Annotated in this window: 27 protein-coding genes; 6 read left to right on the top strand and 21 right to left on the bottom strand. The window is 56.7% G+C overall.

What is annotated here, in order from left to right:
• Positions 1–9 precede the first annotated feature (9 nt).
• Positions 10–489, bottom strand: a complete 480-nt coding sequence (locus tag Q3Y64_RS02980) for a CBS domain-containing protein (protein ID WP_303560061.1) — start codon at positions 487–489, stop codon at positions 10–12.
• Positions 490–507: 18 nt separating this feature from the next.
• Positions 508–819 (bottom strand): hypothetical protein, encoded by a 312-nt coding sequence (locus Q3Y64_RS02975; RefSeq protein ID WP_143707441.1) that lies wholly within the window; start codon positions 817–819, stop codon positions 508–510.
• Between the two features lie 216 nt (positions 820–1,035).
• Between Q3Y64_RS02975 and Q3Y64_RS02970 the strand changes: the two genes are divergently transcribed.
• The 5 genes from Q3Y64_RS02970 to Q3Y64_RS02950 all read left to right on the top strand — a co-directional run bounded on the left by Q3Y64_RS02970 (position 1,036) and on the right by Q3Y64_RS02950 (position 5,129).
• Entirely contained in the window at positions 1,036–1,674 is a 639-nt protein-coding gene (locus Q3Y64_RS02970; protein ID WP_303560060.1) for a histidine phosphatase family protein, read from the top strand.
• 80 nt (positions 1,675–1,754) lie between these two features.
• Positions 1,755–3,005: a serine hydroxymethyltransferase gene (glyA, locus tag Q3Y64_RS02965; protein WP_101943493.1), complete on the top strand. Its 1,251-nt coding sequence runs from the start codon at positions 1,755–1,757 to the stop codon at positions 3,003–3,005.
• A 116-nt stretch (positions 3,006–3,121) separates the two neighbouring features.
• The gene (gene nrdR, locus Q3Y64_RS02960) at positions 3,122–3,601 is read left to right on the top strand and encodes a transcriptional regulator NrdR (RefSeq protein ID WP_101943492.1); all 480 of its coding nucleotides are present in this window, start codon (positions 3,122–3,124) and stop codon (positions 3,599–3,601) included.
• A gap of 2 nt (positions 3,602–3,603) precedes the next feature.
• Positions 3,604–4,695: a bifunctional diaminohydroxyphosphoribosylaminopyrimidine deaminase/5-amino-6-(5-phosphoribosylamino)uracil reductase RibD gene (ribD, locus tag Q3Y64_RS02955; RefSeq protein ID WP_303560059.1), complete on the top strand. Its 1,092-nt coding sequence runs from the start codon at positions 3,604–3,606 to the stop codon at positions 4,693–4,695.
• Between the two features lie 122 nt (positions 4,696–4,817).
• The gene (locus Q3Y64_RS02950; RefSeq protein ID WP_101943490.1) at positions 4,818–5,129 is read left to right on the top strand and encodes a hypothetical protein; all 312 of its coding nucleotides are present in this window, start codon (positions 4,818–4,820) and stop codon (positions 5,127–5,129) included.
• A gap of 9 nt (positions 5,130–5,138) precedes the next feature.
• On the opposite strand, the gene Q3Y64_RS02945 is transcribed toward Q3Y64_RS02950, so the two are convergent.
• From Q3Y64_RS02945 to rpsB, 19 genes are all read right to left on the bottom strand, one after another.
• Positions 5,139–5,891, bottom strand: a complete 753-nt coding sequence (locus Q3Y64_RS02945; RefSeq protein WP_303560372.1) for a molybdopterin-synthase adenylyltransferase MoeB — start codon at positions 5,889–5,891, stop codon at positions 5,139–5,141.
• Positions 5,892–5,994: 103 nt separating this feature from the next.
• The gene (locus tag Q3Y64_RS02940; RefSeq protein WP_173894007.1) at positions 5,995–6,522 is read right to left on the bottom strand and encodes an AP2/ERF family transcription factor; all 528 of its coding nucleotides are present in this window, start codon (positions 6,520–6,522) and stop codon (positions 5,995–5,997) included.
• A gap of 121 nt (positions 6,523–6,643) precedes the next feature.
• Positions 6,644–7,420: a formate/nitrite transporter family protein gene (locus tag Q3Y64_RS02935; RefSeq protein ID WP_170021504.1), complete on the bottom strand. Its 777-nt coding sequence runs from the start codon at positions 7,418–7,420 to the stop codon at positions 6,644–6,646.
• 111 nt (positions 7,421–7,531) lie between these two features.
• The gene (locus Q3Y64_RS02930; RefSeq protein ID WP_101943482.1) at positions 7,532–8,323 is read right to left on the bottom strand and encodes an RNA methyltransferase; all 792 of its coding nucleotides are present in this window, start codon (positions 8,321–8,323) and stop codon (positions 7,532–7,534) included.
• Entirely contained in the window at positions 8,320–8,919 is a 600-nt protein-coding gene (gene rnhB / locus Q3Y64_RS02925; protein ID WP_101943480.1) for a ribonuclease HII, read from the bottom strand. Before rnhB ends, Q3Y64_RS02930 begins: the two co-directional genes overlap by 4 nt.
• A complete protein-coding gene (gene lpxB, locus Q3Y64_RS02920) occupies positions 8,916–10,055 on the bottom strand; it encodes a lipid-A-disaccharide synthase (protein WP_303560058.1) in 1,140 nt (379 codons plus the stop codon). Before lpxB ends, rnhB begins: the two co-directional genes overlap by 4 nt.
• Before the next feature lie 14 nt (positions 10,056–10,069).
• Positions 10,070–10,840 carry an acyl-ACP--UDP-N-acetylglucosamine O-acyltransferase gene (gene lpxA, locus Q3Y64_RS02915; protein ID WP_101943478.1) on the bottom strand — a complete coding sequence of 257 codons (771 nt, stop codon included), beginning with the start codon at positions 10,838–10,840 and terminating at the stop codon, positions 10,070–10,072.
• A complete protein-coding gene (gene fabZ / locus Q3Y64_RS02910; protein ID WP_101943476.1) occupies positions 10,837–11,274 on the bottom strand; it encodes a 3-hydroxyacyl-ACP dehydratase FabZ in 438 nt (145 codons plus the stop codon). The genes lpxA and fabZ overlap by 4 nt, the downstream gene beginning before the upstream one ends.
• Positions 11,275–11,279: 5 nt before the next feature.
• On the bottom strand, positions 11,280–12,308 hold the full coding sequence (gene lpxD / locus Q3Y64_RS02905; RefSeq protein WP_303560057.1) for a UDP-3-O-(3-hydroxymyristoyl)glucosamine N-acyltransferase: 1,029 nt from the start codon (positions 12,306–12,308) through the stop codon (positions 11,280–11,282).
• A 5-nt stretch (positions 12,309–12,313) separates the two neighbouring features.
• On the bottom strand, positions 12,314–12,811 hold the full coding sequence (locus Q3Y64_RS02900; protein ID WP_101943474.1) for an OmpH family outer membrane protein: 498 nt from the start codon (positions 12,809–12,811) through the stop codon (positions 12,314–12,316).
• A 17-nt stretch (positions 12,812–12,828) separates the two neighbouring features.
• Complete coding sequence (gene bamA / locus Q3Y64_RS02895; protein WP_101943472.1) at positions 12,829–15,135, bottom strand: outer membrane protein assembly factor BamA; 2,307 nt, start codon at positions 15,133–15,135, stop codon at positions 12,829–12,831.
• Positions 15,135–16,493: an RIP metalloprotease RseP gene (gene rseP, locus Q3Y64_RS02890; RefSeq protein ID WP_303560053.1), complete on the bottom strand. Its 1,359-nt coding sequence runs from the start codon at positions 16,491–16,493 to the stop codon at positions 15,135–15,137. The genes bamA and rseP overlap by 1 nt, the downstream gene beginning before the upstream one ends.
• Positions 16,490–17,680, bottom strand: coding sequence for a 1-deoxy-D-xylulose-5-phosphate reductoisomerase (gene ispC, locus Q3Y64_RS02885; protein WP_303560051.1), 1,191 nt, complete (start codon positions 17,678–17,680; stop codon positions 16,490–16,492). The genes rseP and ispC overlap by 4 nt, the downstream gene beginning before the upstream one ends.
• Positions 17,681–17,691: 11 nt before the next feature.
• Positions 17,692–18,513, bottom strand: coding sequence for a phosphatidate cytidylyltransferase (locus tag Q3Y64_RS02880; protein ID WP_303560050.1), 822 nt, complete (start codon positions 18,511–18,513; stop codon positions 17,692–17,694).
• 2 nt (positions 18,514–18,515) lie between these two features.
• Positions 18,516–19,286, bottom strand: coding sequence for a polyprenyl diphosphate synthase (gene uppS / locus Q3Y64_RS02875; protein WP_101943466.1), 771 nt, complete (start codon positions 19,284–19,286; stop codon positions 18,516–18,518).
• 33 nt (positions 19,287–19,319) lie between these two features.
• Positions 19,320–19,877 (bottom strand): ribosome recycling factor, encoded by a 558-nt coding sequence (gene frr, locus Q3Y64_RS02870; protein ID WP_101943696.1) that lies wholly within the window; start codon positions 19,875–19,877, stop codon positions 19,320–19,322.
• Positions 19,878–19,887: 10 nt separating this feature from the next.
• Positions 19,888–20,601: a UMP kinase gene (gene pyrH / locus Q3Y64_RS02865; RefSeq protein ID WP_101943465.1), complete on the bottom strand. Its 714-nt coding sequence runs from the start codon at positions 20,599–20,601 to the stop codon at positions 19,888–19,890.
• A gap of 14 nt (positions 20,602–20,615) precedes the next feature.
• Positions 20,616–21,515 (bottom strand): translation elongation factor Ts, encoded by a 900-nt coding sequence (gene tsf, locus Q3Y64_RS02860; RefSeq protein ID WP_101943463.1) that lies wholly within the window; start codon positions 21,513–21,515, stop codon positions 20,616–20,618.
• Between the two features lie 93 nt (positions 21,516–21,608).
• Positions 21,609–22,358 (bottom strand): 30S ribosomal protein S2, encoded by a 750-nt coding sequence (rpsB, locus tag Q3Y64_RS02855; RefSeq protein WP_101943461.1) that lies wholly within the window; start codon positions 22,356–22,358, stop codon positions 21,609–21,611.
• Positions 22,359–22,648: 290 nt separating this feature from the next.
• Between rpsB and map the strand changes: the two genes are divergently transcribed.
• Entirely contained in the window at positions 22,649–23,497 is an 849-nt protein-coding gene (gene map / locus Q3Y64_RS02850; protein WP_303560371.1) for a type I methionyl aminopeptidase, read from the top strand.

The raw sequence follows: 23,497 nt of genomic DNA, 5'->3' as shown, positions 1-23,497 counted from the left end.
ACGAGGCTGTCAACAATCAGAGCAGTGCATGCTGGGCTTACCGATCGGCAAAACCTCATCAGGCCAGTTGCGGACGAAATTGCGCAGGATCAGGCTCTCGAAGCCTTGCTCCTCCAATACTGCTCGCGCCACATCGTGAAAAGACACCAGCCCCTGCAGCACGCCAGACTCCACTACAGGCAGATAGCGCTGATGGTAATCCACCAAATGGGTGCGCAATTCGTACAGATCCATGCGCGGATCCCCCACAGCCGGATCACGCAGCATCGCGTCGGCGACTAAAACGCCCTGCCAGAGTGCCCCAGCAGCGTTGATCGCCGCCAGCGCCTCGCGGAAAGTAAGGATGCCAACCAAGGCGCCACACTCAATCACCACCAGCGAACCGACATCCTGCTCGCTCATCAAGGCCAGCGCATCGGCCAGAGTTTTCTGCGGCGAGATCGTGTAGAGCGTCTTGCCCTTGATGGCCAGTACATCACTCAGCAACATAGGGACCTCCACAACAGCTCAAGCTTGCTCGAACTTGATCGCTCCGGACTCTGAGAGCACCAGTAGTGCATTAACTCTGCACCCTGGAAAGATCGCTCGCATCACTTCACGATAGCCCTCGATCTGCTGTGTGTAATCCGCGAGCAACACGCCTGTCAGGGCATACCCAATCGTGCAGAGCAGCACCAGGGCAGCGTCCTCGGCGTCCGCCCAGCGATCAATGCGTCCGACTTTTCCATCCGCCGGAACGGAAGGCGTCTCATCCCAGGTATGCCGATAGCAGACAGAATCAAAGAAGCGTCGCAGTGCCAGACGCTCCGCAGCGCTCAAGCTCTAGGAACACGCCCGGCAAGGGCCAGCCGGCGAAGTACGCTTCGAGCCAGATGCAGGGCCTTGCCTAGACAGGCTTCCACCGCCACGCTCAGTTGCGGATCAAGGGCAGTCATGGCCGTGGAGTCTTTGCTGGTGACCCATCGAAGGCAATAGGGAGACGACGTAGGCGGGGCGGAAGGTAGAATCCGCAGACTTTTTCAAATAATGTAACAAATGCCACCCACCCGAATCTGTCTGGTCCGCCACGGCGAAACCGCCTGGAATGCCGAGCAGCGCCTGCAAGGCCATGAGGATATTTCACTGAACGCACGAGGACTGACGCAAGCAATTGCTGCCGCACAAGCCCTATCGTCACAACGCTTCGCCGCCATTTATTGCTCCGACCTGCAGCGCGCTGCCGTCACTGCAGCCACCATAGCAGCGCTGCATGGTACTGAGGCCAGACTCGAGCCGCGCTTTCGCGAGCGTCACTTCGGAGCCTTGCAAGGCCTCACGCGTACGGAAGCAGAAGTACGCTATCCGGGCCTCTACCCCCGAATCCGAATGCGAGAGCCCGCAACCGTTCCGCCTGACAACGGCGAATCCCTGGCAGCCTTTGCCGAGCGAATCAGCTCTGTCTTGCTAGAACTTGCCCTGCGTCACCCGGGAGAAGATCTGCTCGTCGTGAGCCACGGTGGCTGTATGGACATCATGTACCGGCTGGTCACCGGCAAGCCGCTGGAGGAGCCGCGGGATTTCCCACTAAGCAACGCCACGCTGAACTGGATCAGCTATGAAGCTGGCAACTGGGCTCTGCTGAGCTGGGACGAGCGCAGCCACCTGCAGACGAGCTGCGACGAAATCTCTGCCTGAACAAGCCCTTGCCTCTCGCCCGGGCAGCCATGCCGGGTTATCATTCGCCTTTATCCCCCTCCGCTTTATGGCCTGACACCATGTTCTCCAGAAAAGACTCCCTTGCCAAAATCGATCCCGAGCTGTTTGCATCCATTTCCGATGAAAACCAGCGTCAGGAAGATCACATCGAGCTGATCGCCTCCGAAAACTACGTGAGCTGTGCGGTCATGGAAGCGCAGGGCTCGCAACTGACCAACAAGTACGCCGAGGGCTATCCCGGCAAGCGTTACTACGGCGGCTGCGAGTACGTGGACGTGGCCGAGCAGATCGCCATTGACCGCCTCAAGGCGCTGTTCGGCGCCGACTGCGCGAACGTGCAGCCGAACTCCGGCTCGCAGGCCAACCAGGCCGTGCTGATGGCCTTCGCCAAACCTGGCGACACCATCATGGGAATGAGCCTCGCTGAAGGCGGCCACCTGACCCACGGCATGCCGCTAAACATGTCCGGCAAGTGGTTCAACGTCGTCGCCTATGGTCTGGATGCCAAGGAAGAAATCGACTACGACAAGATGGAAGCCCTGGCCCGCGAGCACAAGCCAAAAATCATCGTTGCCGGTGCTTCCGCTTACGCCTTGCGTATCGATTTCGAGCGTTTCGCCAAGATTGCCAAGGAAATCGGTGCGATTTTCTGGGTGGACATGGCGCACTACGCTGGCCTGATCGCCGCGGGTTACTACCCGAACCCGGTGCCGCACGCCGACGTCGTCACTTCTACCACCCACAAAACTCTGCGCGGCCCGCGCGGTGGCGTGATCCTGATGAAGGCCGAGCACGAAAAGGCCATCAACTCCGCGATCTTCCCAGGCCTACAAGGCGGCCCGCTGATGCATGTGATCGCCGCCAAGGCCGTCGCATTCAAGGAAGCTGCTACGCCGGAGTTCAAAAAGTATCAGGAACAAGTAGTCATGAACGCTCGCGTCATGGCCCGCGTGCTGGGTGAAGAACGTGGCCTGCGCATCGTTTCCGGCCGCACCGAAAGCCATCTTTTCCTGGTTGATCTGCGCAGCAAGAAGATCACCGGTAAGGAAGCCGAGGCTGCGCTGGGCCGTGCCCACATCACGGTCAACAAGAACGGCATCCCGAATGATCCGGAAAAACCCTTCGTCACCAGCGGCATCCGTATCGGTAGCCCAGCCATGACGACCCGCGGCTTCACGGAGATCGAAGCTGAGCGCGTTGCCCATCTGGTGGCTGACGTGCTTGATGCGCCGAACGACGAAGCGGTCGCCGAGCGCGTACGCAATGAAGTCTCGGTGCTGTGCAAGAAGTTCCCGGTGTACGGCGCGTAAGCCGCTTCAATACATACGGTGCAAAACCTGATGCGACCGGATTCTGGAACGGATTTCTCCCGTACAGACCGGTCGCGTTTTCATTTGGCAGGCCCTTCACAGCACGAGCACGCACAATGAAATGTCCGTTTTGCGGCACCCCATCGACCCAGGTCACCGACACCCGTGAAAACGAGGAAGGCGACCTGATCCGCCGCCGCCGTCGCTGCAACGAATGCGACAAGCGCTTCACCACGTATGAGCGCATCGAACTCAAGATGCCTCAGGTGGTAAAAAAAAATGGCAGCCGTGCGGAGTACGAGCGCGAAAAACTGCTGGGCAGCATGAAGCTCTCGCTGCGCAAGCGCCCGGTGACAGCGGAAAGCGTTGAAGCCGCGCTGGATCGCATCGAAGGCCGCCTGCTTTCCTTGGGTGAGCGCGAAATTCCAAGCGAAAAACTGGGAGAACTGGTGATGCGCGAATTGAAGCGTCTAGACAAGGTCGCCTACATCCGCTTTGCATCGGTCTACCGCAACTTCGAGGATGCGGAGGAGTTCTCCGAAGCCATCCGCGAAGTCACTACCCCCGCGAAACCCCGCCCACGTAGCCGCAGCTAACCGTGTTCCAGCCTGAAGATGAGCGTTTCATGGCCCGCGCCCTCGAACTTGCCGCGCGCGGCCTCTACACCACCATGCCCAACCCGCGCGTGGGTTGCGTCATCGTGCGCGAAGGCAAGATCGTCGGCGAAGGCTGGCATGAGCGTGCTGGGGAAGCGCACGCCGAAGTTCATGCCCTGCGTCAGGCCGGCGCGCTGGCCAATGGCGCAACGGCCTATGTCACGCTAGAGCCGTGCTCGCACTTCGGTCGCACGCCCCCCTGCGCCCAAGCCCTGATCAACAGTGGTGTGCGCCATGTTGTGTGCGCCACGCAGGACCCCAATCCGCTGGTCGCCGGACGCGGGCTGCAAGGCCTGCGTGAGGCGGGGATCGAAACCCGCTGCGGGCTATTCGAAAACCAGGCCCGTCAGCTCAACGAAGGTTTCGTCGCCCGCATGGAGCGCGGCCGCCCCTGGCTCCGAATAAAGTCAGCCGCCTCACTGGATGGCCGTACCGCACTCGCCAATGGCGTGAGTCAATGGATCACCAGCCCCGAAGCACGACTTGATGGCCAACACTGGCGAGCACGCTCTTGCGCCATCCTGACCGGCATCGGTACGGTATTGGCCGACGCCCCTCGCCTCACCGTGCGTGATATCGAACTTGTGCGCCAGCCACTTCGAATCATCGTCGACAGCCAGTTGCGCTGCCCGCCCGATGCAGCCGTACTGGCTGATGGCCGCGCCCTGATTGTGACCTGCTGCGCCGATGTAACACGCCATGATGATTTCACAAGCCAGGGGGTCGAAGTACTGCAGCTCCCTGGCGCTGACAATCAAGTAGACCTCAGCGCCCTGCTCCGCGAACTGGGACGGCGCGGGATCAATGAGGTCATCACCGAAGCCGGCGCACAGCTTAACGGAGCCCTGATCACTGCCGGCCTAGCTGATGCCTTGCTGCTCTACCTCGCACCCAGCCTGCTCGGCAGCGGCTCGCGAGGCATGTTCGACTTGCCGGCGCTCGCTACGCTGACTGAGGCTCCTCGACTCACCATCAACAGCCTTGAGCCTATCGGCCCAGATCTGCGTATCCAGGGGCAATTCAAGCACAACTGACAACTTGTGTTTCCGCATGTGCTGACGCTGTGGCACAGATCACGCCGTAAGAAAACTTCTTACAAAACAGCAAGCGAAAAACGTAGAGTTCGCTCAACAGAACTACTACTAAAGCGCTAAAAATGATTCCCGCAGTATCCGCCTTCGATTCCGCCCTGTTTGTTGGCGGAAACGCTCAAGTCCCAAACATCGCCCCCGCAGCGGCTAGCGCAACCACGAACCTCAGCTCGGGGTTTGGACAGCTGGCCGATGCTCTAATCCTGACCAGCCTGCTAAATCAGGATAAGGAAGACAACAGCGATCGCATGGTGCTTGGCGAATTGATTATGTTCGGCGAGGCGCTTACGGCTGCCAGCAAAATCAGCCAGCAACTCGATTCGCTATTCGCCGGCATTAGCCAGTTGAGTGGCGTATCCGCCATCCAGTCAGCCTGAACGAAAGCCTCAAGCCGGCGACCCGCACACCGTGCAATGTGGGTCCTGCGCATAACGCATTTCGCGCCAACGCATTGCCAGGCCGTCTAGCACCAGCAGCCGCCCCACTAGAGGCTCACCACAGCCAGCCAGCAGTTTGAGTGCCTCGGCCGCCTGCATGGATCCGACAATGCCCGTCAGCGGAGCAAAGATGCCAGTGACTGCACAGCGCATTTCGGCCACATCCTCCCCTTCAGGAAACAGGCAGTGGTAGCAAGGCTTGCCTGGCTCACGCAGATCAAACACTGAAACCTGTCCATCAAAACGCACCGCGGCACCGGACACCAGCGGCTTGCAGGCGGCGACACAAACGCGGTTGATCGCATGGCGGGTCGCAAAGTTGTCGGTACAGTCCAGCACCAGATCAACATCCTGCACAAGCGAAGCCAGCGCCAGTTCATCGAGTCTGGACTCCACTGCGCGCACCTGCGTGAGGGGGTTCACACGAGCCAGGCACTCTTTGCCCGAGGCAGCCTTGTTCTGGCCGATCGAATCGGCTACATGCAGAATTTGACGTTGCAGATTCGAGAGATCAACGGTATCACCATCGCACAGAACGATCTCTCCCACTCCAGCAGCGGCAAGATACATTGACGCCGGCGAACCCAACCCACCAGCGCCAACGATCAGCACCCTGCTTGCCGAGATGGCCTCTTGCCCCTCAACACCCAATTCGGGCAGCAAGATGTGGCGGGAGTAACGCAGAAGCTGTTCATCATTCATCATTCATCGCAAAGCCGCTGTACCCAAGCAAAGATGCAAGTGTAGCCGGTGAACGTAAAAGCCCGCAGACATTGCGGCTGCGGGCTGTGGATCACGGTGCGCTTCAAAGCGCTGGCTTTGCCGGCTCGGCCTCTGCCTTGCGGCGCCGTGCTGGCTTGCGCCGTACTGCACCCGGATCAAACTCGCCATCAAGTGATTTGAGCGCGTCCTTGCGGGCCTTGAGGGCCATCTTGAAAGCACCTTCCTCACCATACTTCTTGACGGAGAACTTCACCCGTTTGCGGCGCCCATCCGGCAGCGGCCAGGAGGCCACCCAGAACCAGCGCTGCTTTTCTTCCGGCAGATCGCGGGTTTCGGAGGCACAGTAGCGGCATACACCAACAACACCAGAACGATTGTTCTTCTTGACGATGTTGGAGTACTCGCGCATCGAGAAGGGTGGATGTTTTGCGATGACTTCATCACGGTACTGCTTGGCTGCCAGAAAGGATTTCTGCTTGCCGCCGTGCACGCCATCGCTGAAATGCTTGCGGAAGATCTGGCCGCGCCGCTGAACGGTGACGAGCCAGCCGTGGGTACGGCTGACTTCGTTATCAACGCGGCTGATTCCGTACACACTGCCTCGGCTCACTTCAATCCTCCATCTGCTGTTCATTGGAACGGCGGCGATAGAGGAGATTTCGGCCTTGAATGGAGAAACTTTAGGGACGAAAGGGCAAACGGCTCCGTAAAAGGAGCCGCCGCCACTGTCATCAGGCACCCGGACGTGCTTCTTCCGGATTCAGATAACGGAAAGGAAGACCAACAAAGACTGCGCCACCAACGATATTGCCTGCGGTGCTGAAGACTAGGTTGTAGAGCGCATCACGAAGGTCGATGCTGCCGTTGCCGAGGAGCGACATCGAGAACGTACCCATGTTGGCTATCGAGTGCTCAAAGCTCAGATAAAGGAAGATGAAAACCACCAGAATCATGATCGAAATCTTGGCTATATCTTCCTTCATCGACAGTGCCAAACGCACGGCAAGGCACACCACCCAGTTGGCAAGAATGCCTTTGATGAAGATGGCTAGCGCGCCCTGATGCACCTTGTGTGCAGCGCCGACATAAAGAGCGTGATCAGCAGGCAGTTCTGCCAGGGTTCCGGCGCCATACAGCAAGCCAGCGACGATCAGTGCCCCCACAAGGTTACCGGCGTAACAGACCGTCCACAACACCGAACTCTGGAACCAGGTGGTACGCCCCTCTGCGGACGATACCGCGAGGTACATGTTGTTGCTCGTGAACAATTCGGCATTCGTAAATACGATGATCGAAAGACCCACGCCGAAGAAAGCGGAAGCGATCACTTTACCGAATGGAGATCCATGCAAGTTATGTGACAACGCCCAGTACACGAAGACCACGATGGACAAATACATGCCAGCGAGCACCGCGCGCATCAGATAGCGTGCGGGGTCGCGTTCGAGCAAGCTCATCTTTCGTTGCCCGCTGGCGGCGGATTTTTCTACAAGGGGACGATCAATCATGGATTCGGGCTCCGGAGCGGTCGTATCGACCTGTTGTTGCGAGGGTGCTGCATTGCATCACATCACAAATGCGTTTGCCTTGATCCAGACAAAACGCCAACGCACTCCAACTCAAATACGCTGTCGAACCTGCTCGAACAAACAGACGGCTGCTGCTGCACCCACATTCAGAGATTCGATCATGCCAGGCATAGGGATCGTCACCCTCCTGCTTGCAAGCGCCAGCAAATCTGTTGGCACCCCTTGACCTTCGGAGCCAAACACCCAAACACTAGGCACGCTCAGATCAAGTGCGTAGAGCGAGACGCTATCGTCCGCCAGACTCGTAGCCAGCACCTGCCGACCGCAATTGGCTAAGCGCTGCACAAGATCGCAGCCCTCTTCAATGACAAGCCGGAACTGTGCCCCCATCCCCGCGCGCATGGCCTTAGGTGACCAAGCCTGGGCGCATTGCCGGTCCAGCCAGGCCTGACGACAACCGGCCGCGGCAGCTGTGCGAAGCAGCGTGCCGAGATTGCCGGCATCCTGCACGCCGGCCAGTACCAGCACATCATCAGTGCTATCCGTTTCCCGTCGCGGCCCATGCAACGGGATCTCAGCCAGAATACCGGTGGGAGTCACGACCGGACTCAATGCTTTGAAGAGCGCTGGAGCCAACACCAGCACTTCCGGAGACAATCCCCGCTCTCCCAAAGCTGCCAGCGCACTGCGCACAACTGGCGAATTTTCCATACCCTCCTGCAACAACAAACGACTCAAGGGCCAGTCGCTCTCAAGAGCTGCCTCCAGCAGATGCTCACCATCTATCAGGGTCGCTGCCTCGGCGCGACGGCTGCGAGCGTCTTCGGCAAGTCCCTTCAGGCGCTTGAATTGAGCGTTGTCACGTGAAGAGATGTGCTTCATGCTCCGTCGCCGAAGAGATTACCTTGCGCCAGCAAGCTTGCGACGGGACCGAAGCTGCGCCGATGCACCGGGGTTACCCCATGGCGGCTCAGCGCCGCGAGATGTGCAGGAGTTGGATAGCCCTTGTGTGCGGCGAAACCATACTGCGGATAGACGCGATCCAACTCTTCGAGCTGTGCATCACGATGGGTCTTGGCCAAGATGGACGCGGCAGAAATAGCAGGCTCCAGTGCATCGCCCTTGACGATCGCACGTACTGTCATCACAAGGCCAGGAGGCACCCGGTTACCATCGATCAAAGCCAAACCAGGAGCTCGGGACAAACCCTCGATAGCACGCCGCATGGCAAGCATGGTGGCGTGCAGAATATTAAGACGGTCAATCTCCTCAACACTGGCCTCAGCCACCGCCCAACTCAGGGCGCGCGCCTTGATTGCCAGCGCCAGCCTGTCACGCTGGCCTGGGCTGAGCTTCTTGGAGTCCGCTAGCCCCTCGATCGGAGCCTGCGGATCGAGGATCACTGCTGCAGCCACCACACTCCCGCACAGCGGGCCACGCCCTGCCTCGTCCACGCCACATATCAGTAGATTGCTCATGAACGCCCCAAGGCAGCGAGCACTACTGCAGCGGCTTTATCCGCGTTGTTCTGACGCAGGCTCAGATGCATCTGTTCGAACTTTCCGGCCAAGGTTGCACGAGCAGCCGCGTCATCCAGCCACTTACCAAGCGCAGCGGAAAGTTTCTCGGGCGTGGCATCGTTCTGAAGCAACTCTGGCACTAGGAACTCACGCGCCAGGATATTGGGCAAACCCACCCAGGGAAGATAACCCATGGCCCGCACGATCTTGAAAGTCCATTTACCAACTTTGTAACTGATGACCATTGGGCGTTTCAGCAAAGCAGCTTCCAGTGTTGCCGTCCCACTTGCCACGAGTACTACATCCGAGGCAGCCATCGCATCATGAGCATGCCCAAACATCAGGCGTATAGGCAACTCACCCGCACCGGCCTCATGTAGAGCCTTTTCGAAAATATCCCGGGTACTGCGCGTAATCAGAGGCACGAGAAACCGAAGTGCGGGACGCTCAGCAGCCAAACGCTTGATGGTTTCCACATAGATCGGAGCTAGGCGGCTAACCTCACCATTGCGGCTCCCGGGAAGGATCGCAAGGACTTGCTCTTCAGCATCAATCTGCAGAAGTTCGCGCGCCTTGAGTCGCTGATCTTCAAGCGGAAATACATCGGCCAGAGGATGCCCGACAAAGCTCGCGGCGATGCCTTGCTTGGCATAGATTTCAGGCTCGAATGGAAACAGGCACAACACGTGCTGCGCAGCCCGTCCAATCTTGTACACCCGGCCACCACGCCAAGCCCAAATCGAGGGACTGACATAATGCATGGTACGAACACCTGCTCGACGCAGCTTGCGTTCAACCGGAAGGTTGAAATCCGGCGCGTCGACTCCGATAAAGAGATCCGGTGGCTCCTGCTTAAGGCGCCGCAACAGACCGCTCCGAACGCGCAGAAGCTCAGGCAAACGCTTGAGCACGTCGACAAAACCCATGACCGCGAGAGTTTCAGCCGACCACCAAGACTGCAGACCGGCCGCCTGCATGCGCGGACCACCGATACCGACGAACTCGGCATCAGGCACACGTTCACGCACGGCAGCGATCAGGTGTGAGGCCAGCAGATCCCCCGAGGCCTCACCGGCCACCATGGCGATTCGCATACTGCCTCCTGGATTCAGCGGATGATGCCGCGCGTGGAGACCGCGAAGAAATCAAGCAGCAACTGCAGCTCCGGTACCCCACCCACCGCAGCAGAGATGCTGGCCTTGGCTTCTTCGAGCGACAGATTCTGACGATAAATCGCCTTGTAAGCACGTTTGATCGCCATGATCGCCTCGGACGAATAGCCGCGCCGCTTCAGGCCCTCGCTATTGATGCCATGCGGGGTGCAAGGGCTGCCGTTACTGATCACGAACGGCGGAATGTCCTGCGTAATAATAGAACCACCGCCAGCCATGCAGTGCGCACCAATAATGCAGAACTGATGCACTGCAGCCATACCACCAAGAATGGCGAAATCACCCACATGCACATGACCGCCCAAGGTCACATTATTGGCCATGATCGTGTTGTTACCGACCTGGCAATCATGTCCGATATGCACGCTGGCCATGAACCAGTTGTCGTTCCCGATGCGCGTAACCCCCGCATCCTGGGCGGTACCGATGTTGAAGTTGCAGTACTCGCGGATCATGTTGCGATCGCCGATCTCCAACCGAGTCGGCTCGCCCGCATACTTTTTGTCTTGCGGAATCTCGCCCAGCGAAGCGAACTGGAAAATCCTGTTTTCGCGCCCGATCCGGGTGTGCCCCTTGATCACGACATGCGAGGCGACAACACTTCCCTCACCGATCTCGACGTGCTCACCGATAACGCTATAGGGGCCGATTTCAACACCTTCCGCAATCTTCGCAGAGGGATGGACGATGGCTGTTTCGTGAATCATGCGATTTGCTTGATGGCGCACATGAGATCGGCTTGAGCCGCGATTTCATCGCCGACCCGGGCGATGGCCGAATACTTCCAGATACCGCGCATTTCACGCTCAAGCTTGGCTTCGAAGGTCAGCGTATCACCCGGCAGAACCGGGCGCTTGAAGCGGGCATTGTCGATCCCGGCAAAATACAGGATGGTGTTCTCATCCGGAATGGCTCCGCGCGACTTGAAGGAAAGAATCGCTGCTGTCTGGGCCATTGCTTCGATGATCAGCACACCGGGCATGACGGGTGAATGAGGAAAATGTCCAACGAAGAACGGCTCATTGATCGTCACGTTCTTGATCGCCGTAATGCGCTCCCCAAGCGTCATTTCGATCACCCGATCCACAAGCAGGAACGGATAACGATGCGGCAGATACTTCATGATTTGGTGAATATCCATCCCACTCACTTCTTGTTCTCCAATTCTTCAAGTTTCTTTTCCATGTCTCGTATGCGCTCATACATCGCTTCGATTCGCTTGAAACGCGCTGCGTTGCGCATCCAATCCTTGTGCGGCTCTGCGGGGAACATGGCGGTATAAACCCCGGGCTGCTTGATGTCCTTGGTCACAGCTGTGGCGCCAGAAATCAGAATGTCATTGCCGATCTCGATATGACCGTTAACACCGACCTGCCCCGCCAGCATGACGCGACTTCCGACACGCGAGCTACCCGCAATGCCGACCTGTGCCGCCATCGCAGTGTTATCACCGATCACGCAATTGTGTGCAATGTGGCAAAGGTTATCGATCTTGACGCCATTCCCGATAACCGTATCATCCAGCGCGCCGCGATCCACCGTGACATTTGCGCCGAGTTCGACACCATCGCCGAGCACAGCGCGGCCAATCTGAGGAATTTTTTCCCAGCGACCGTCCTTGTGCCGAGCGTAGCCAAAACCATCGCTTCCGACCACAGAGCCCGCGTGCAGAATGCAATTCTTTCCGACGATACAATCTGCATACACCGTTACATTTGCGCGCAACGTGCTGCCCTCTCCGATCGAAACGCCTTGCTCGACAACACAGCCGGGGCCGATCACGACATTTTCGCCCACAATGCAGCCCTCTCCGACATACGCCATTGCCCCAACACTGACTGAGTCGGGCAACTCGGAGAGAACGACCGCGCGCGGGTGAATCCCCGCAGAAGGACCCTTCGCAGGATTCAGTAATTGAGCCACGCGCGCAAAATAAAGATGGGGATCCGCCGCAATGATACGCGGCAAGGCAGTTTCTTCAGCCATTGAAACTGGCAAAATCACTGCAGCAGCTTGGGTACCCACCAAGGCTTGGCGATATTTAGGATGTACAACAAATCCGATCTCGCCAATTGATGCACGCTCAAGTGGCGCGACCTGAGAAATGGACACGCTTGCATCACCCCGCAGCTCGCCACCCAGCAACTCAACGATTTCTTGCAGACTAAAATTCACGCAGCTCACCTGATGTCAGAGAGGGCCTTAAGCACCTTCTCCGTGATATCAATATTCGGGCTGAAATAGACCGCCTCCTGCAGGATCAGATCAAACTTCTCGCGCTCCGCGATCTGCTGGATCACGCGGTTGGCCATATCCTGAATCCCGGCAAGCTCTTCGTTCTGGCGTTGTGCGTAGTCTTCTCTCAACGCCCGCTCCTTGCGCTGGAAGTCACGGCTGAGATCAGAAAACTCACGCTCCTTGCTGCGCCGTTCTGTATCCGGCAGAGAAGGAGCGTTTTTTTCCAGCGCAGCCTGCATGGACTGCATCTGCGATTCAATCTTACGCAGCTCGGTCTGTCGTTTATCGAATTCGCGCTCCAAGCGCTTCAAGGCACGCTGTGCCGGGGCAGACTCTCGCGTAACCCGTTCAGCATTCACGAATCCGATCCGCATCTGTGCCGTAGCCATACCAGGCAGGGCCAGCACCGCGCACAAGAAAGCTACAACCAGCACACGCATTGCTCGCTCCTCCTTGCTTAATTGACCGCACCGATCATGAACTGAAAGCGCTGGGTTTCATCACCAGACTTCGGTTTAATCGGGAAGCCCAGACTGAATTTGAGCGGCCCAATCGGCGACATCCATTGAAAACCAAGGCCGGTACTGTAGCGCATCTCTTGAGCCCCAAAATGCGCATCACTCACCCCCCAAAGGACGCCGGCATCAAAGAAAACGCTCAGACGCATACTGCGATCCTTTTCTTTGACACCTGGCATTGGGAAAAAGAGTTCAGCAGTATTCACCCAACGCTTGGTTCCGCCCAGCGTGTCGCCCGTCTCATTGCCACTTTCATCGGTCACTTTCGCACCGAGAGAATTATCCTTGTAGCCCCGAATAGTTCCAATACCACCAGCATAATAGTATTTGTAAAACGGGACCGGTTTTCCACCATAACCGGTTGAATAACCAAAATCTGTACTCAGCATCAGTGAAGAGTCAGTACTGACCGGCACGTAATCCTTTAGCTGATATGTGAATTTCACATACTGCATCTCTGCAGGTGGTGTAGCAATTTCCATGTTGACCTTCTGGTAAAGGCCACGCATCGGATAGAGATAGCTGTCACGCTTATCGCTGGACCAACCTGCAGTCCATGCCAAGGTCGTATTATCCTCGCCGAACTGCTTGACAAAGTCTTTGTACTGCTGAGGGCTATCGTCGTAAACGGTTGTAACCGTGTTATCAACTGAAACGCCCAGATGAATACGTTGATCCAGACCTATTGGAACGCCAAAACGAACCCCTCCCCCCTTAGCGTCGCTGGCATAACGGCCAACAGAGAGCGAGTCAGTATCAGTCTTGCGCTCATAAATATCGAAACCGCGACTGACACCGTCTACTGTCCAGTACGGATTGTCATAACTCAGCGACGCAGTGCGATTGACCTTGCCTGTATTGACGGCCAGCGACAATGCATTCCCGCTACCGAACAGGTTATTCTGGGAAATCGACGCCATAAGCCCGAGTTTATCCGTCGCAGAATAGCCCAGACCAAGGGAAAGCGAGCCGGTTGAACGTTCCTTGACGTTCACATTCAGATCAACCTGATCTGCGGCATCGGTCACCGGCACTGTATCGATTGACACATCCTGAAAAAACCCAGTGCGATCGATGCGCTGCTTGGATTTATCAACGCTGGCACGATCGAACCAGGCGCTTTCCATCTGAAGCATTTCACGGCGCACAACCTCTTCCCGTGTCTTGTTGTTACCGACCACGTTGATTCGATTAACATATGCACGGCGTGCAGGATCCACGAACAAGGTCAGCGAAACCGTTCGATTGGCTTCATCAAGTTCCGGTACCGCATTCACGTTGGCAAATGCATAACCATCGTTCCCCAGACGGTCAGCAATCGCGCGAGTTACGTCATTGACTTTGGCGCGGGAGTAAACATCGCCAGCCTTGAGTGTCACCAGCGCGCGCAACTCTTTTTCCGGCACAAGCAACTCGCCAGCCAGCTTCACGGAACCGATCCGGTACAACTCACCTTCATTGATGGCAAGTGAAACGTAGACATCCTGCTTGTCTGGCGTAATGGAAACCTGGGTGGACTCAATCGAAAAATTCAGATACCCGCGATCCAAGTACCAGGAACGCAACTCTTCGATATCCGCAAGCAACTGTTGCTTCGAATACTTTGCATTGCGAAACCAGGAGAATATGCCGCCAGACTCCTCGAGACTCATCAAGCCAAGCAACCGGTCTTCCTTGAAAGCAGATGCGCCGATGATGCGGATATTCTTGATGCGAGCAACCTGGCCCTCCTTCACTTCGAAGTTAATGGCCACACGATTGCGCTCAAGCGGTGAAACCGTGGTTCGCACCTCGGCACCGTAGTAGCTCTTGGTCAGATAGAGGCGCTTGATTTCCTGCTCGGCCTTTTCCAGCTGGGAACGGTCAAAAGTGCGTGACTCAGCGAGCCCAACCTCTTTGAGGCCCTTGAGCAGATCCTTAGCGTCAAACTCCTTGTTGCCGGAGAAGGCGATCTGCGCAATTGCTGCTCGTTCGTCGACAATGACGACCAGCACATCTTTTTCAACCTCGATACGCACGTCACGGTAAAAACCGGTGGCGTACAAAGCCTTGATGGCTTTGGCGACGGCATCTTCGCTAACTGAATCGCCGATCCGGATCGGCAAGTAGTTGAACACCGTACCAGCCTCGGTACGCTGAACCCCTTCAACGCGGATATCCTTGACAACGAAAGGCGAGTAGGCAAAGGAAAGCGGAGACAGGAGTGCTAGGACTCCAATCTGGATTGCAGTAAAAGTCTTTGACATCAGCCGAAAAATACCCGATTGAGATCGTTGAAAAAGGCCAGTGACATCAGTAGTGCAAGGATGATCATCCCCAGCCGTTGCCCGAGCTCCTCAAGCCGCGCTGACAGAGGCTTTCCCCGGATGTACTCGATCACATAATACAGTAAGTGTCCCCCATCCAGAATCGGCACAGGCAGCAGATTCAGCACACCAAGGCTGATACTCACCATCGCCAGAAAACGCAGGTAAGTGTCAAGCCCGGCGCTGGCACTCTGACCTGCGTAGTCAGCGATGGTCACCGGTCCGGATATGTTGCGTAAAGAGACACGCCCAGTCAGGATGTGCCCCATTACCTCAAGCGAAAAACGGCTCGTATTCCAAGTCTGAGTAATCGCCTGAAACACCCCCTCGAACAGACCGTAGCGCACCTCGATTGAATCGCGCTGCAGATCAATGCCATCTGTCTGCACCGCAACGCCGATGCGGCCACGCGTGCTCCCAGCCTGGGCTTCAGGTCGTACGGTCAATTGCATTACAGACTCGCCACGCTGCACTTCCAGCAAAACGTCTTTTCCGGCAGAGGAGGCAATCCGCTCAACGAACTCAGCCCATATCTCAATGTGCTGAGCATTCACGGCCAGGATGCGATCTCCAGCGAGCAATCCAGCACGTGCGGCAGGACTGGCCGGCAACGGCTTGCTAAGCACTGGTGGAATTCGTGGAGGCGGCAGCACGAGCCCCAGTTGCAACATCGGGTCGGCTGCGCGCTCGTCAATCTCGATGCCAGCAAGCGGCAAGTTCAAAGAGGTAAGCTCAGCTTCACCACGCTGCACATCGAGCACAAGCACTTCTTCACTCAGCGCGTTCTGCAGCAATCGTGCACGCAACTCACTCCAGCCACGCACATCCCGGCCATCCACGCGCAGGACGACGTCGCCTTCACGCAATCCGGCCTGGGCAGCAACTGTCGCAGCCGGCACAGCACCAAGCCGGGCCGGCAAATCGCGGGTACCGGCCCAAGCCAGACACGAATACACCAGCACCGCCAGCAGAAAATTCGCTAACGGCCCCGCCAGCACGATGAGGCTGCGTTTGCCAACGGACTGAGTGTTGAATGCACGCGCTAACTCGCCGTTCGCAACCGGAGCCTCGCGCTCATCCAGCATACGAACATAGCCTCCAAGTGGCACAGCCGCCAGTACAAACTCAGTCTCATCCTTGCCGAAACGCCGCGAAAACATCACTGGACCAAAGCCCAGAGAAAAACGCAAAACCTTAACCCCGCACCAGCGGGCAGCCAGAAAATGGCCGCATTCGTGGATAGCCACGAGGACGGCGATAGCCAACAAAAAAGACAAGGCGTAGTGCAGGATGCTCATGCGGTAACCGTTTCGAGACAACGAATCTGCACACGCGCGCACTCGCGAGCCCGTGCGTCTGCCGCAAGGACAGCATCAAGATCATTCAGCTCAACCACCTCCGCCGAATCCAGCACAGCCTCAACCACGCGGGCAATCTGATCAAAACGCAGGCGACGCTCAAGGAACGCAGAAACAGCCTCCTCGTTCGCCGCATTGAGAAGCGCAGGGGCGCTCCGTCCAGCCTTCAGTGCTGCATAAGCCAGCCGCAGACAAGGAAAACGCCCAAAATCTGGCACTTCAAAATTAAGGCGAGCAATACGGGTGAGATCCAGACTCTCGACGCCCGAGCAGATCCTCTCCGGATAAGCCAGTGCGTGAGCAATCGGGGTGCGCATATCCGGATTACCCAATTCGGCAATCACAGAACCATCTTCGTACTGCACCATGGAATGGATCACGCTCTCCGGATGGATCAACACATCAATCCGCTCTGCATCGACACCGAAAATCCAGCTCGCCTCAATAACCTCCAGCCCCTTGTTCATCATCGTGGCGGAATCAACTGAAATCTTGCGTCCCATAGACCAGTTCGGATGTGCACAAGCCTGTTCCGGGGTCACTGTACGCTGCAAAGCCGGCTCCAACTGACGGAAAGGGCCTCCCGAGGCCGTCAGCACCAGTTTGCGTACACCACTTCCTTTCAGGCCGTAGGCAAACCCTGCAGGAAGCGACTGGAAAACGGCATTGTGCTCGCTATCGATAGGCAATAGCACCGCGCCAGATTGACGCAACGCCTTCATGAATACATCGCCAGCCATGACCAAAGCTTCCTTATTGGCCAGCAAGACCCGTTTGCCACTTCGCGCAGCAGCTAGACAAGAGCCCAACCCAGCCGCTCCGACAATCGCCGCCATGACGGTGGTGACGTCTGGAGCGCTTGCGACCAACTCAAGAGCCTCTGGTCCGTACAGAATTTCCGGCAACACTCTGCCAACCAGCAAACGCCTCAGCTCAAGCGCCTCACCAGGACCGGCCACAACAGCAACGCGAGGGCTAAATTGCAGACACAGCTCTGCGAGCTTGGCGACTTGACGGTGGGCACTCAGCGCAAAGACTTCATAGCGCTCCGGATGCCGGCTCACTACATCCAGCGTACTGAGGCCTATCGAGCCCGTCGCGCCCAAAACAGTCAGAACCTGCTTCACGCCAGAACTCCTCAGGCCAGCTGAATAAACAAAAGCAGTGCGCCTGCGCAAGGCATGAAAGCCAGCATTGCATCAATCCTATCCAGCACTCCACCATGCCCCGGCAACAGACTTCCTGAGTCCTTAACACCCGCTTCACGCTTGAGCAAGGATTCATACAGATCGCCCATTACACATACCGCGACAGCCAATAGCGAGAAAATCAACATGAGCGGTAGGTTCAGTGCATTCCGGATTGCTGGCACAAAAAACCACAGCAGTAAGCAAAAAACCAGCACTCCAGCAATCGCTCCACACACACCTTCCCAAGTTTTACCTGGGCTGATTTCGGGCGCCAGCTTGCGTTTGCCAAAACGCCTGCCAGCAAAGAAGGCACTAATATCAGCTATGCATACCACCAGAATAGCCGCCACCATCAGCAGAGGATCGGCACGCCGTAGCTCCAGCATTGCCATCCCACAGGAACTCAACATCAGAATTGCAGCGAAGTACTTCCAGTACCAACCAGCCGGCTCCATACGAAAATACAGAAAGGTTGGCACAGAAAACAGCCAGAACGAAACACTGATGAGATACAGCGCAGCAAGCAAAAACGGAAGATCTTCAATCAATTCACGTGGCGTGCTGGCGCAATAGAGTATCGGCAGCACGCTTAGCAATGCGATCACAAGCTGACCAAGCACGCCAATCTTGACAAGCCCGCACCACTCACGCACAGCAAGCAGCACAACCAGAGAGATTAAAGCCCCCCAGGCCCAATCAGGCAGAAAAAAAATGGCCAGAATGATGCCCACACCCAGCATCAGTGCGGTAATGACGCGCTGCTTCAGCATATTCAGTCCTGTTTGTCGGGGCCGCTGGCCAGTTGCTCACTGGTGCGACCAAATCGACGCTCACGCTTGCGATAGGAATCGATCGCCTGTGCAAAAGCAGCCTCATCAAAATCTGGCCACAGACAATCGGTGAAGTAAAACTCGGTGTAAGCCAGCTGCCAGAGCAGGAAATTGCTGATGCGCTGCTCACCACCTGTCCGGATATAGAGATCAGGCTCCGGAGCGTCGGCCAGACATAGATGCGGGGCCAGATCTTCTTCAGTGTATGCCCCCTGCTTCTCGGGGCTGGAGGCCAACATGGCATTGACAGCATTCACAATATCCCAGCGTCCACCGTAGTTGGCGGCGATGGAGAGGGTGAGTGCAGTATTGCCGCCAGTCTGAACTTCAGCTAAGCGGATGGTTTCGATCAGTTCAGGATCAAAACGAGAAAGATCGCCGATCACGCGCAGGCGAATGTTGTTCTTGTGGAGTTTTTTGACTTCTTCACGCAGAGCCTGCATGAAGAGCTGCATCAGGAATGAGACCTCATCAGCCGGACGGCGCCAGTTCTCCGAACTGAAAGCAAATAATGTCAGGTGCGAAACCCCCTGATCGACGCAAAGCTTGACGACCTTGCGCACGGTATCCAGCCCTCGCTTGTGTCCTGCAACCCGGGGCAACAGGCGCTTGCGCGCCCAGCGCCCATTCCCATCCATGACAATGGCAATGTGCGCAGGAACATCATTACGCTCAGGAATGCCGCGAGTCGAACTGATGAGACGAGAGAGCATGAAATGGCGAACCGGACAATTACGGCGCGCGCATCAAATCTGCATTAGCTCTTGCTCTTTCTGAGCGAGCAGCTTGTCGGCTTCAGCGATGTACTTGTCAGTAAGTTTTTGCACGTCATCCTGCGTGCGTCGTTCATCGTCTTCCGAGATTTCCTTCGCCTTAACAGCTTCTTTCAGGCCGTTGTTGGCATCCCGCCGCAGATTACGGATGGCGATACGAGATTCTTCAGCTTCATGACGGACAACCTTGATGAGATCCTTGCGGCGCTCTTCGGTCAACATGGGCATCGGAACACGTACCACATCCCCCATGGTCGAAGGATTCAACCCCAGGTCGGAATCGCGAATAGCTTTCTCGACCTTGGCAATCATGGGCTTTTCCCACGGCTGCACCCCGATGGTACGCGCATCCAGCAAGGTCACATTAGCAACCTGGTTGATTGGCGTGGGATTACCGTAGTAGTCAACCGTCAGGTGGTCCAACAGGCCGGCATGAGCTCGACCTGTACGAACCTTGCCGAGGTTGGCCTTCAGGGCCTCAACGGACTTTTGCATCTTCTGTTCGGTGGTTTTCTTCAACTCGGCAATCATCATCAGGCCCTCAAATATGCACCAGCGTACCTTCGTCTTCGCCCATAACCACGCGCATCAGCGCACCAGGCTTGAAAATACTGAAAACCTTGATCGGTAACTTTTGATCGCGACACAGCGCGAAAGCAGTGGCATCCATAACTTGCAGATTGCGCGAAATAGCTTCATCGAAGGAAATTTTCGTGAAACGAGTCGCCAACGGATCCTTGTTCGGGTCCGCCGTATAGATGCCATCAACCTTGGTTGCCTTGAGCACAATCTCGGCTTCCATCTCGGTGCCACGCAAAGCAGCAGCCGTATCAGTGGTGAAGAAAGGGTTGCCAGTACCCGCCGCAAAAATCACGATCTTGCCTTCTTCAAGGTAACGGATCGCCTTGTTACGGATATAGGGCTCAACCACCTGCTCCACATTCAGGGCTGATTGAACACGGGCAGCCACGCCGGCCACACGCATTGCATCACCCAGAGCCATGGCATTCATGATGGTCGCCATCATACCCATGTAGTCGGCAGTGGCGCGGTCCATACCGGAAGCCGCGCCAGCCATGCCACGAAAAATGTTGCCACCGCCAATCACGATGCCTACTTCGACACCGAGGCGAGCAACTTCCGCCACTTCCGCCACGATGCGGGACACCACACCCTGGTTGATACCGTAAGCATCATCGCCCATCAGGGCTTCGCCGGAAAGTTTAAGAAGAATTCGCTTATAGGCAGTGGGCATTTTTAGTACTCCGATCAGCGTGCAGCAGCGGCGGCAGCTGCTTGAGCAGCCACTTCAGCAGCAAAGTCATTGACCTTCTTCTCGATGCCTTCACCCACCAGGAACAGGGAGAAGCCAGCAACCGAAGCAGACTTGCTCTTCAGCAATTGCTCAATTGTCTGCTTGCCATCTTCAGCCTTCACGAAGACCTGGCCCAGCAGAGTCACGTCCTTGAGGAATTTCTGCACCGAGCCCTCAGCAATCTTCTCGATCATGGCTTCCGGCTTGCCGGCTTCCTTGGCCTTTTCGATTGCAACACGGCGTTCGGAGTCAATGGCAGCAGCATCGACACCAGAAGCATCCAGAGACTTCGGCTTGGAGGCAGCGATGTGCATGGCGATATCACGCGCCAAAGCATCTTCACCGCCGACCAGATCCACCAGGACGCCAATCTTGGCGCCACCGTGAATATACGCAGCCACCTTGCCCTTGGCTTCGACGCGTTCGAAACGACGGATACTGATGTTCTCGCCAATCTTGCCAACCAGCGCGGTACGCACGACTTCAACGGTCGAGCCATCCAGCGGCAGCGCCGAGATAGCAGCCACATCAGCCGGGTTCTGAGTTGCAATCAGTTCAGCCACAGACTTGGTAAAGCCCAGGAAATCATCGTTCTTGGCAACGAAGTCCGTTTCGCAGTTCACTTCAACGATTGCTGCCAGCTTGCCGTCAGCCGAGATATAGGTGCCAACAATGCCTTCGGCTGTCACACGGGCGGCCGCCTTGGAGGCCTTGTTGCCCAGCTTCACGCGCAGAATTTCTTCGGCCTTGACCATATCGCCGTCAGCTTCGGTCAGAGCCTTCTTGCATTCCATCATGGGCGCGTCAGTCTTGCCGCGCAGTTCAGCAACCATGCTTGCGGTAATAGCCGCCATGCTTACTCCTGAATTCTGTAAGTTAACTTCAAAAACAACAGGCTCGCTTGCGGTCCGACAAGCCGGACCACCAGCGAGCTTGCAGCAGACTTATTACGCCTGTTCGGCGCCTTCTTGCACTTCGACAAATTCGTCGGAAGCAGCGGCGACGATATCCTGCACCATGTTGTTCTTGCCTTCCAGCACAGCATCAGCCACGCCTTGGGCATACAGACGGATAGCACGGGAGGAGTCATCGTTACCCGGGATTACATAATCCACGCCTTCGGGAGAGTGATTGGTATCAACCACCCCGATCACCGGAATACCGAGCTTCCTGGCTTCGGTAATGGCAATCTTGTGGTAGCCGACGTCGATCACGAAAATCGCATCCGGCAGACCAGCCATATCCTTGATCCCGCCAAGGCTCTTGGTCAGCTTTTCCAGCTCTCGCTTGGCCAGCAGGGCTTCTTTCTTCGACAGACGTTCGACGGAGCCATCTTCAAACATCTGCTCCATATCCTTCAGGCGCTTGATCGAACCCTTAACCGTCTTGAAGTTGGTCAGCATGCCGCCGAGCCAACGCTCGTCAACATAGGGCATACCGGCACGCTGAGCTTCTTCAGCGAGAATCTCGCGAGCCTGACGCTTGGTACCCACAAACATCACATTACCCTTGTTGGCGGCCAGCTTCTTCACGAAAGCCATGGCTTCGTTGTACTTAACCAGGGTCTTTTCGAGGTTGACGATGTGAATCTTGTTGCGATGGCCAAAAATAAAGGGGGCCATCTTGGGGTTCCAGAAGCGTGTTTGGTGGCCGAAGTGGACACCAGCTTCCAGCATTTGACGCATGGTCACTGCCATTTTGATACTCCAAATATCAGGGTTAGCCTCCGTTCGCCGTGCCGCGCAATGCGCAGTCTTGCTGCCCCGAAGAGACAGACCCGATCCGGCGAACGTGTGGATTTTCTGGCCACCGAGAGAAGCTCTGCGGACGACCAGCCAAGTCCGAACTGGACTTAGCCAAAGATTATAGCAGCGCAAAGCCCGTAGCCTCAAGCAACTCAGCGCATTCAAGCTGGCGCACAGGTTTGCCCGGTAGTGCCTTCTGGGTTAGCCTTGACACTCCCCCGATCATGAAACAGCTGTTCACAATGAGCATTGTCATCAAGAGCGCTGACGAAATAGAACGCATGCGCGTCGCTGGCCGTCTCGCCGCCGAAGTACTGGATTACATCGAGCCCTTCGTTCACCCCGGGGTCAGCACCGAAGAGCTCGATCGTCTGTGTCATGACTATATGGTCAAGGTACAAGGTTGTGTGCCGGCGCCGCTGAATTACGCGCCTCCCGGTTACTTCCCATACCCTAAATCGATCTGCACCTCGATCAATCATCAGGTATGCCATGGTGTGCCCGGCCCGAAAGCCTTGAAAAAAGGGGATATAGTCAATTTAGACATTACCGTCATCAAGGACGGCTTTCATGGCGATACCAGCCGTATGTTCATCGTAGGCGGAGAGAGCAGCATTCTTGCGAAGCGGCTGTGCCAAATCACCCTGGAATGTCTGTGGCTGGGCATTGCACAGGTACGCCCTGGAGCACGCTTGGGCGACATTGGCCACGCCATCCAGCAACACGCTGAAGGCGCAGGTTTTTCGGTGGTTCGCGAATTTTGCGGCCACGGAATCGGACGAAAATTCCACGAAGAGCCGCAGGTCGTCCATTACGGGCGCCCCGGCACGGGCACCGAACTTCTGGAAGGCATGATCTTCACTATCGAACCGATGATCAACGCTGGCAAAGCTGCCATCTCTGAGCTGCCGGATGGCTGGACAATCATCACCAAGGATCGTTCGCTGTCAGCCCAGTGGGAGCACACTCTACTGGTCACAGCTGACGGCGTAGAGGTTATGACCAGCTCTGCCGGAGCGCCGAAGGCTCCGGATTGGATTACAGGCAGGCCGATCATTATCCCGGCCTACCCGTCCATTCCTCGCAACTGA

This window comes from Uliginosibacterium sp. 31-12, assembly GCF_030548425.1.
GTDB classification, from domain to species: domain Bacteria; phylum Pseudomonadota; class Gammaproteobacteria; order Burkholderiales; family Rhodocyclaceae; genus Uliginosibacterium; species Uliginosibacterium aquaticum.
This window is presented reverse-complemented; position numbering and strand designations above follow the sequence as displayed.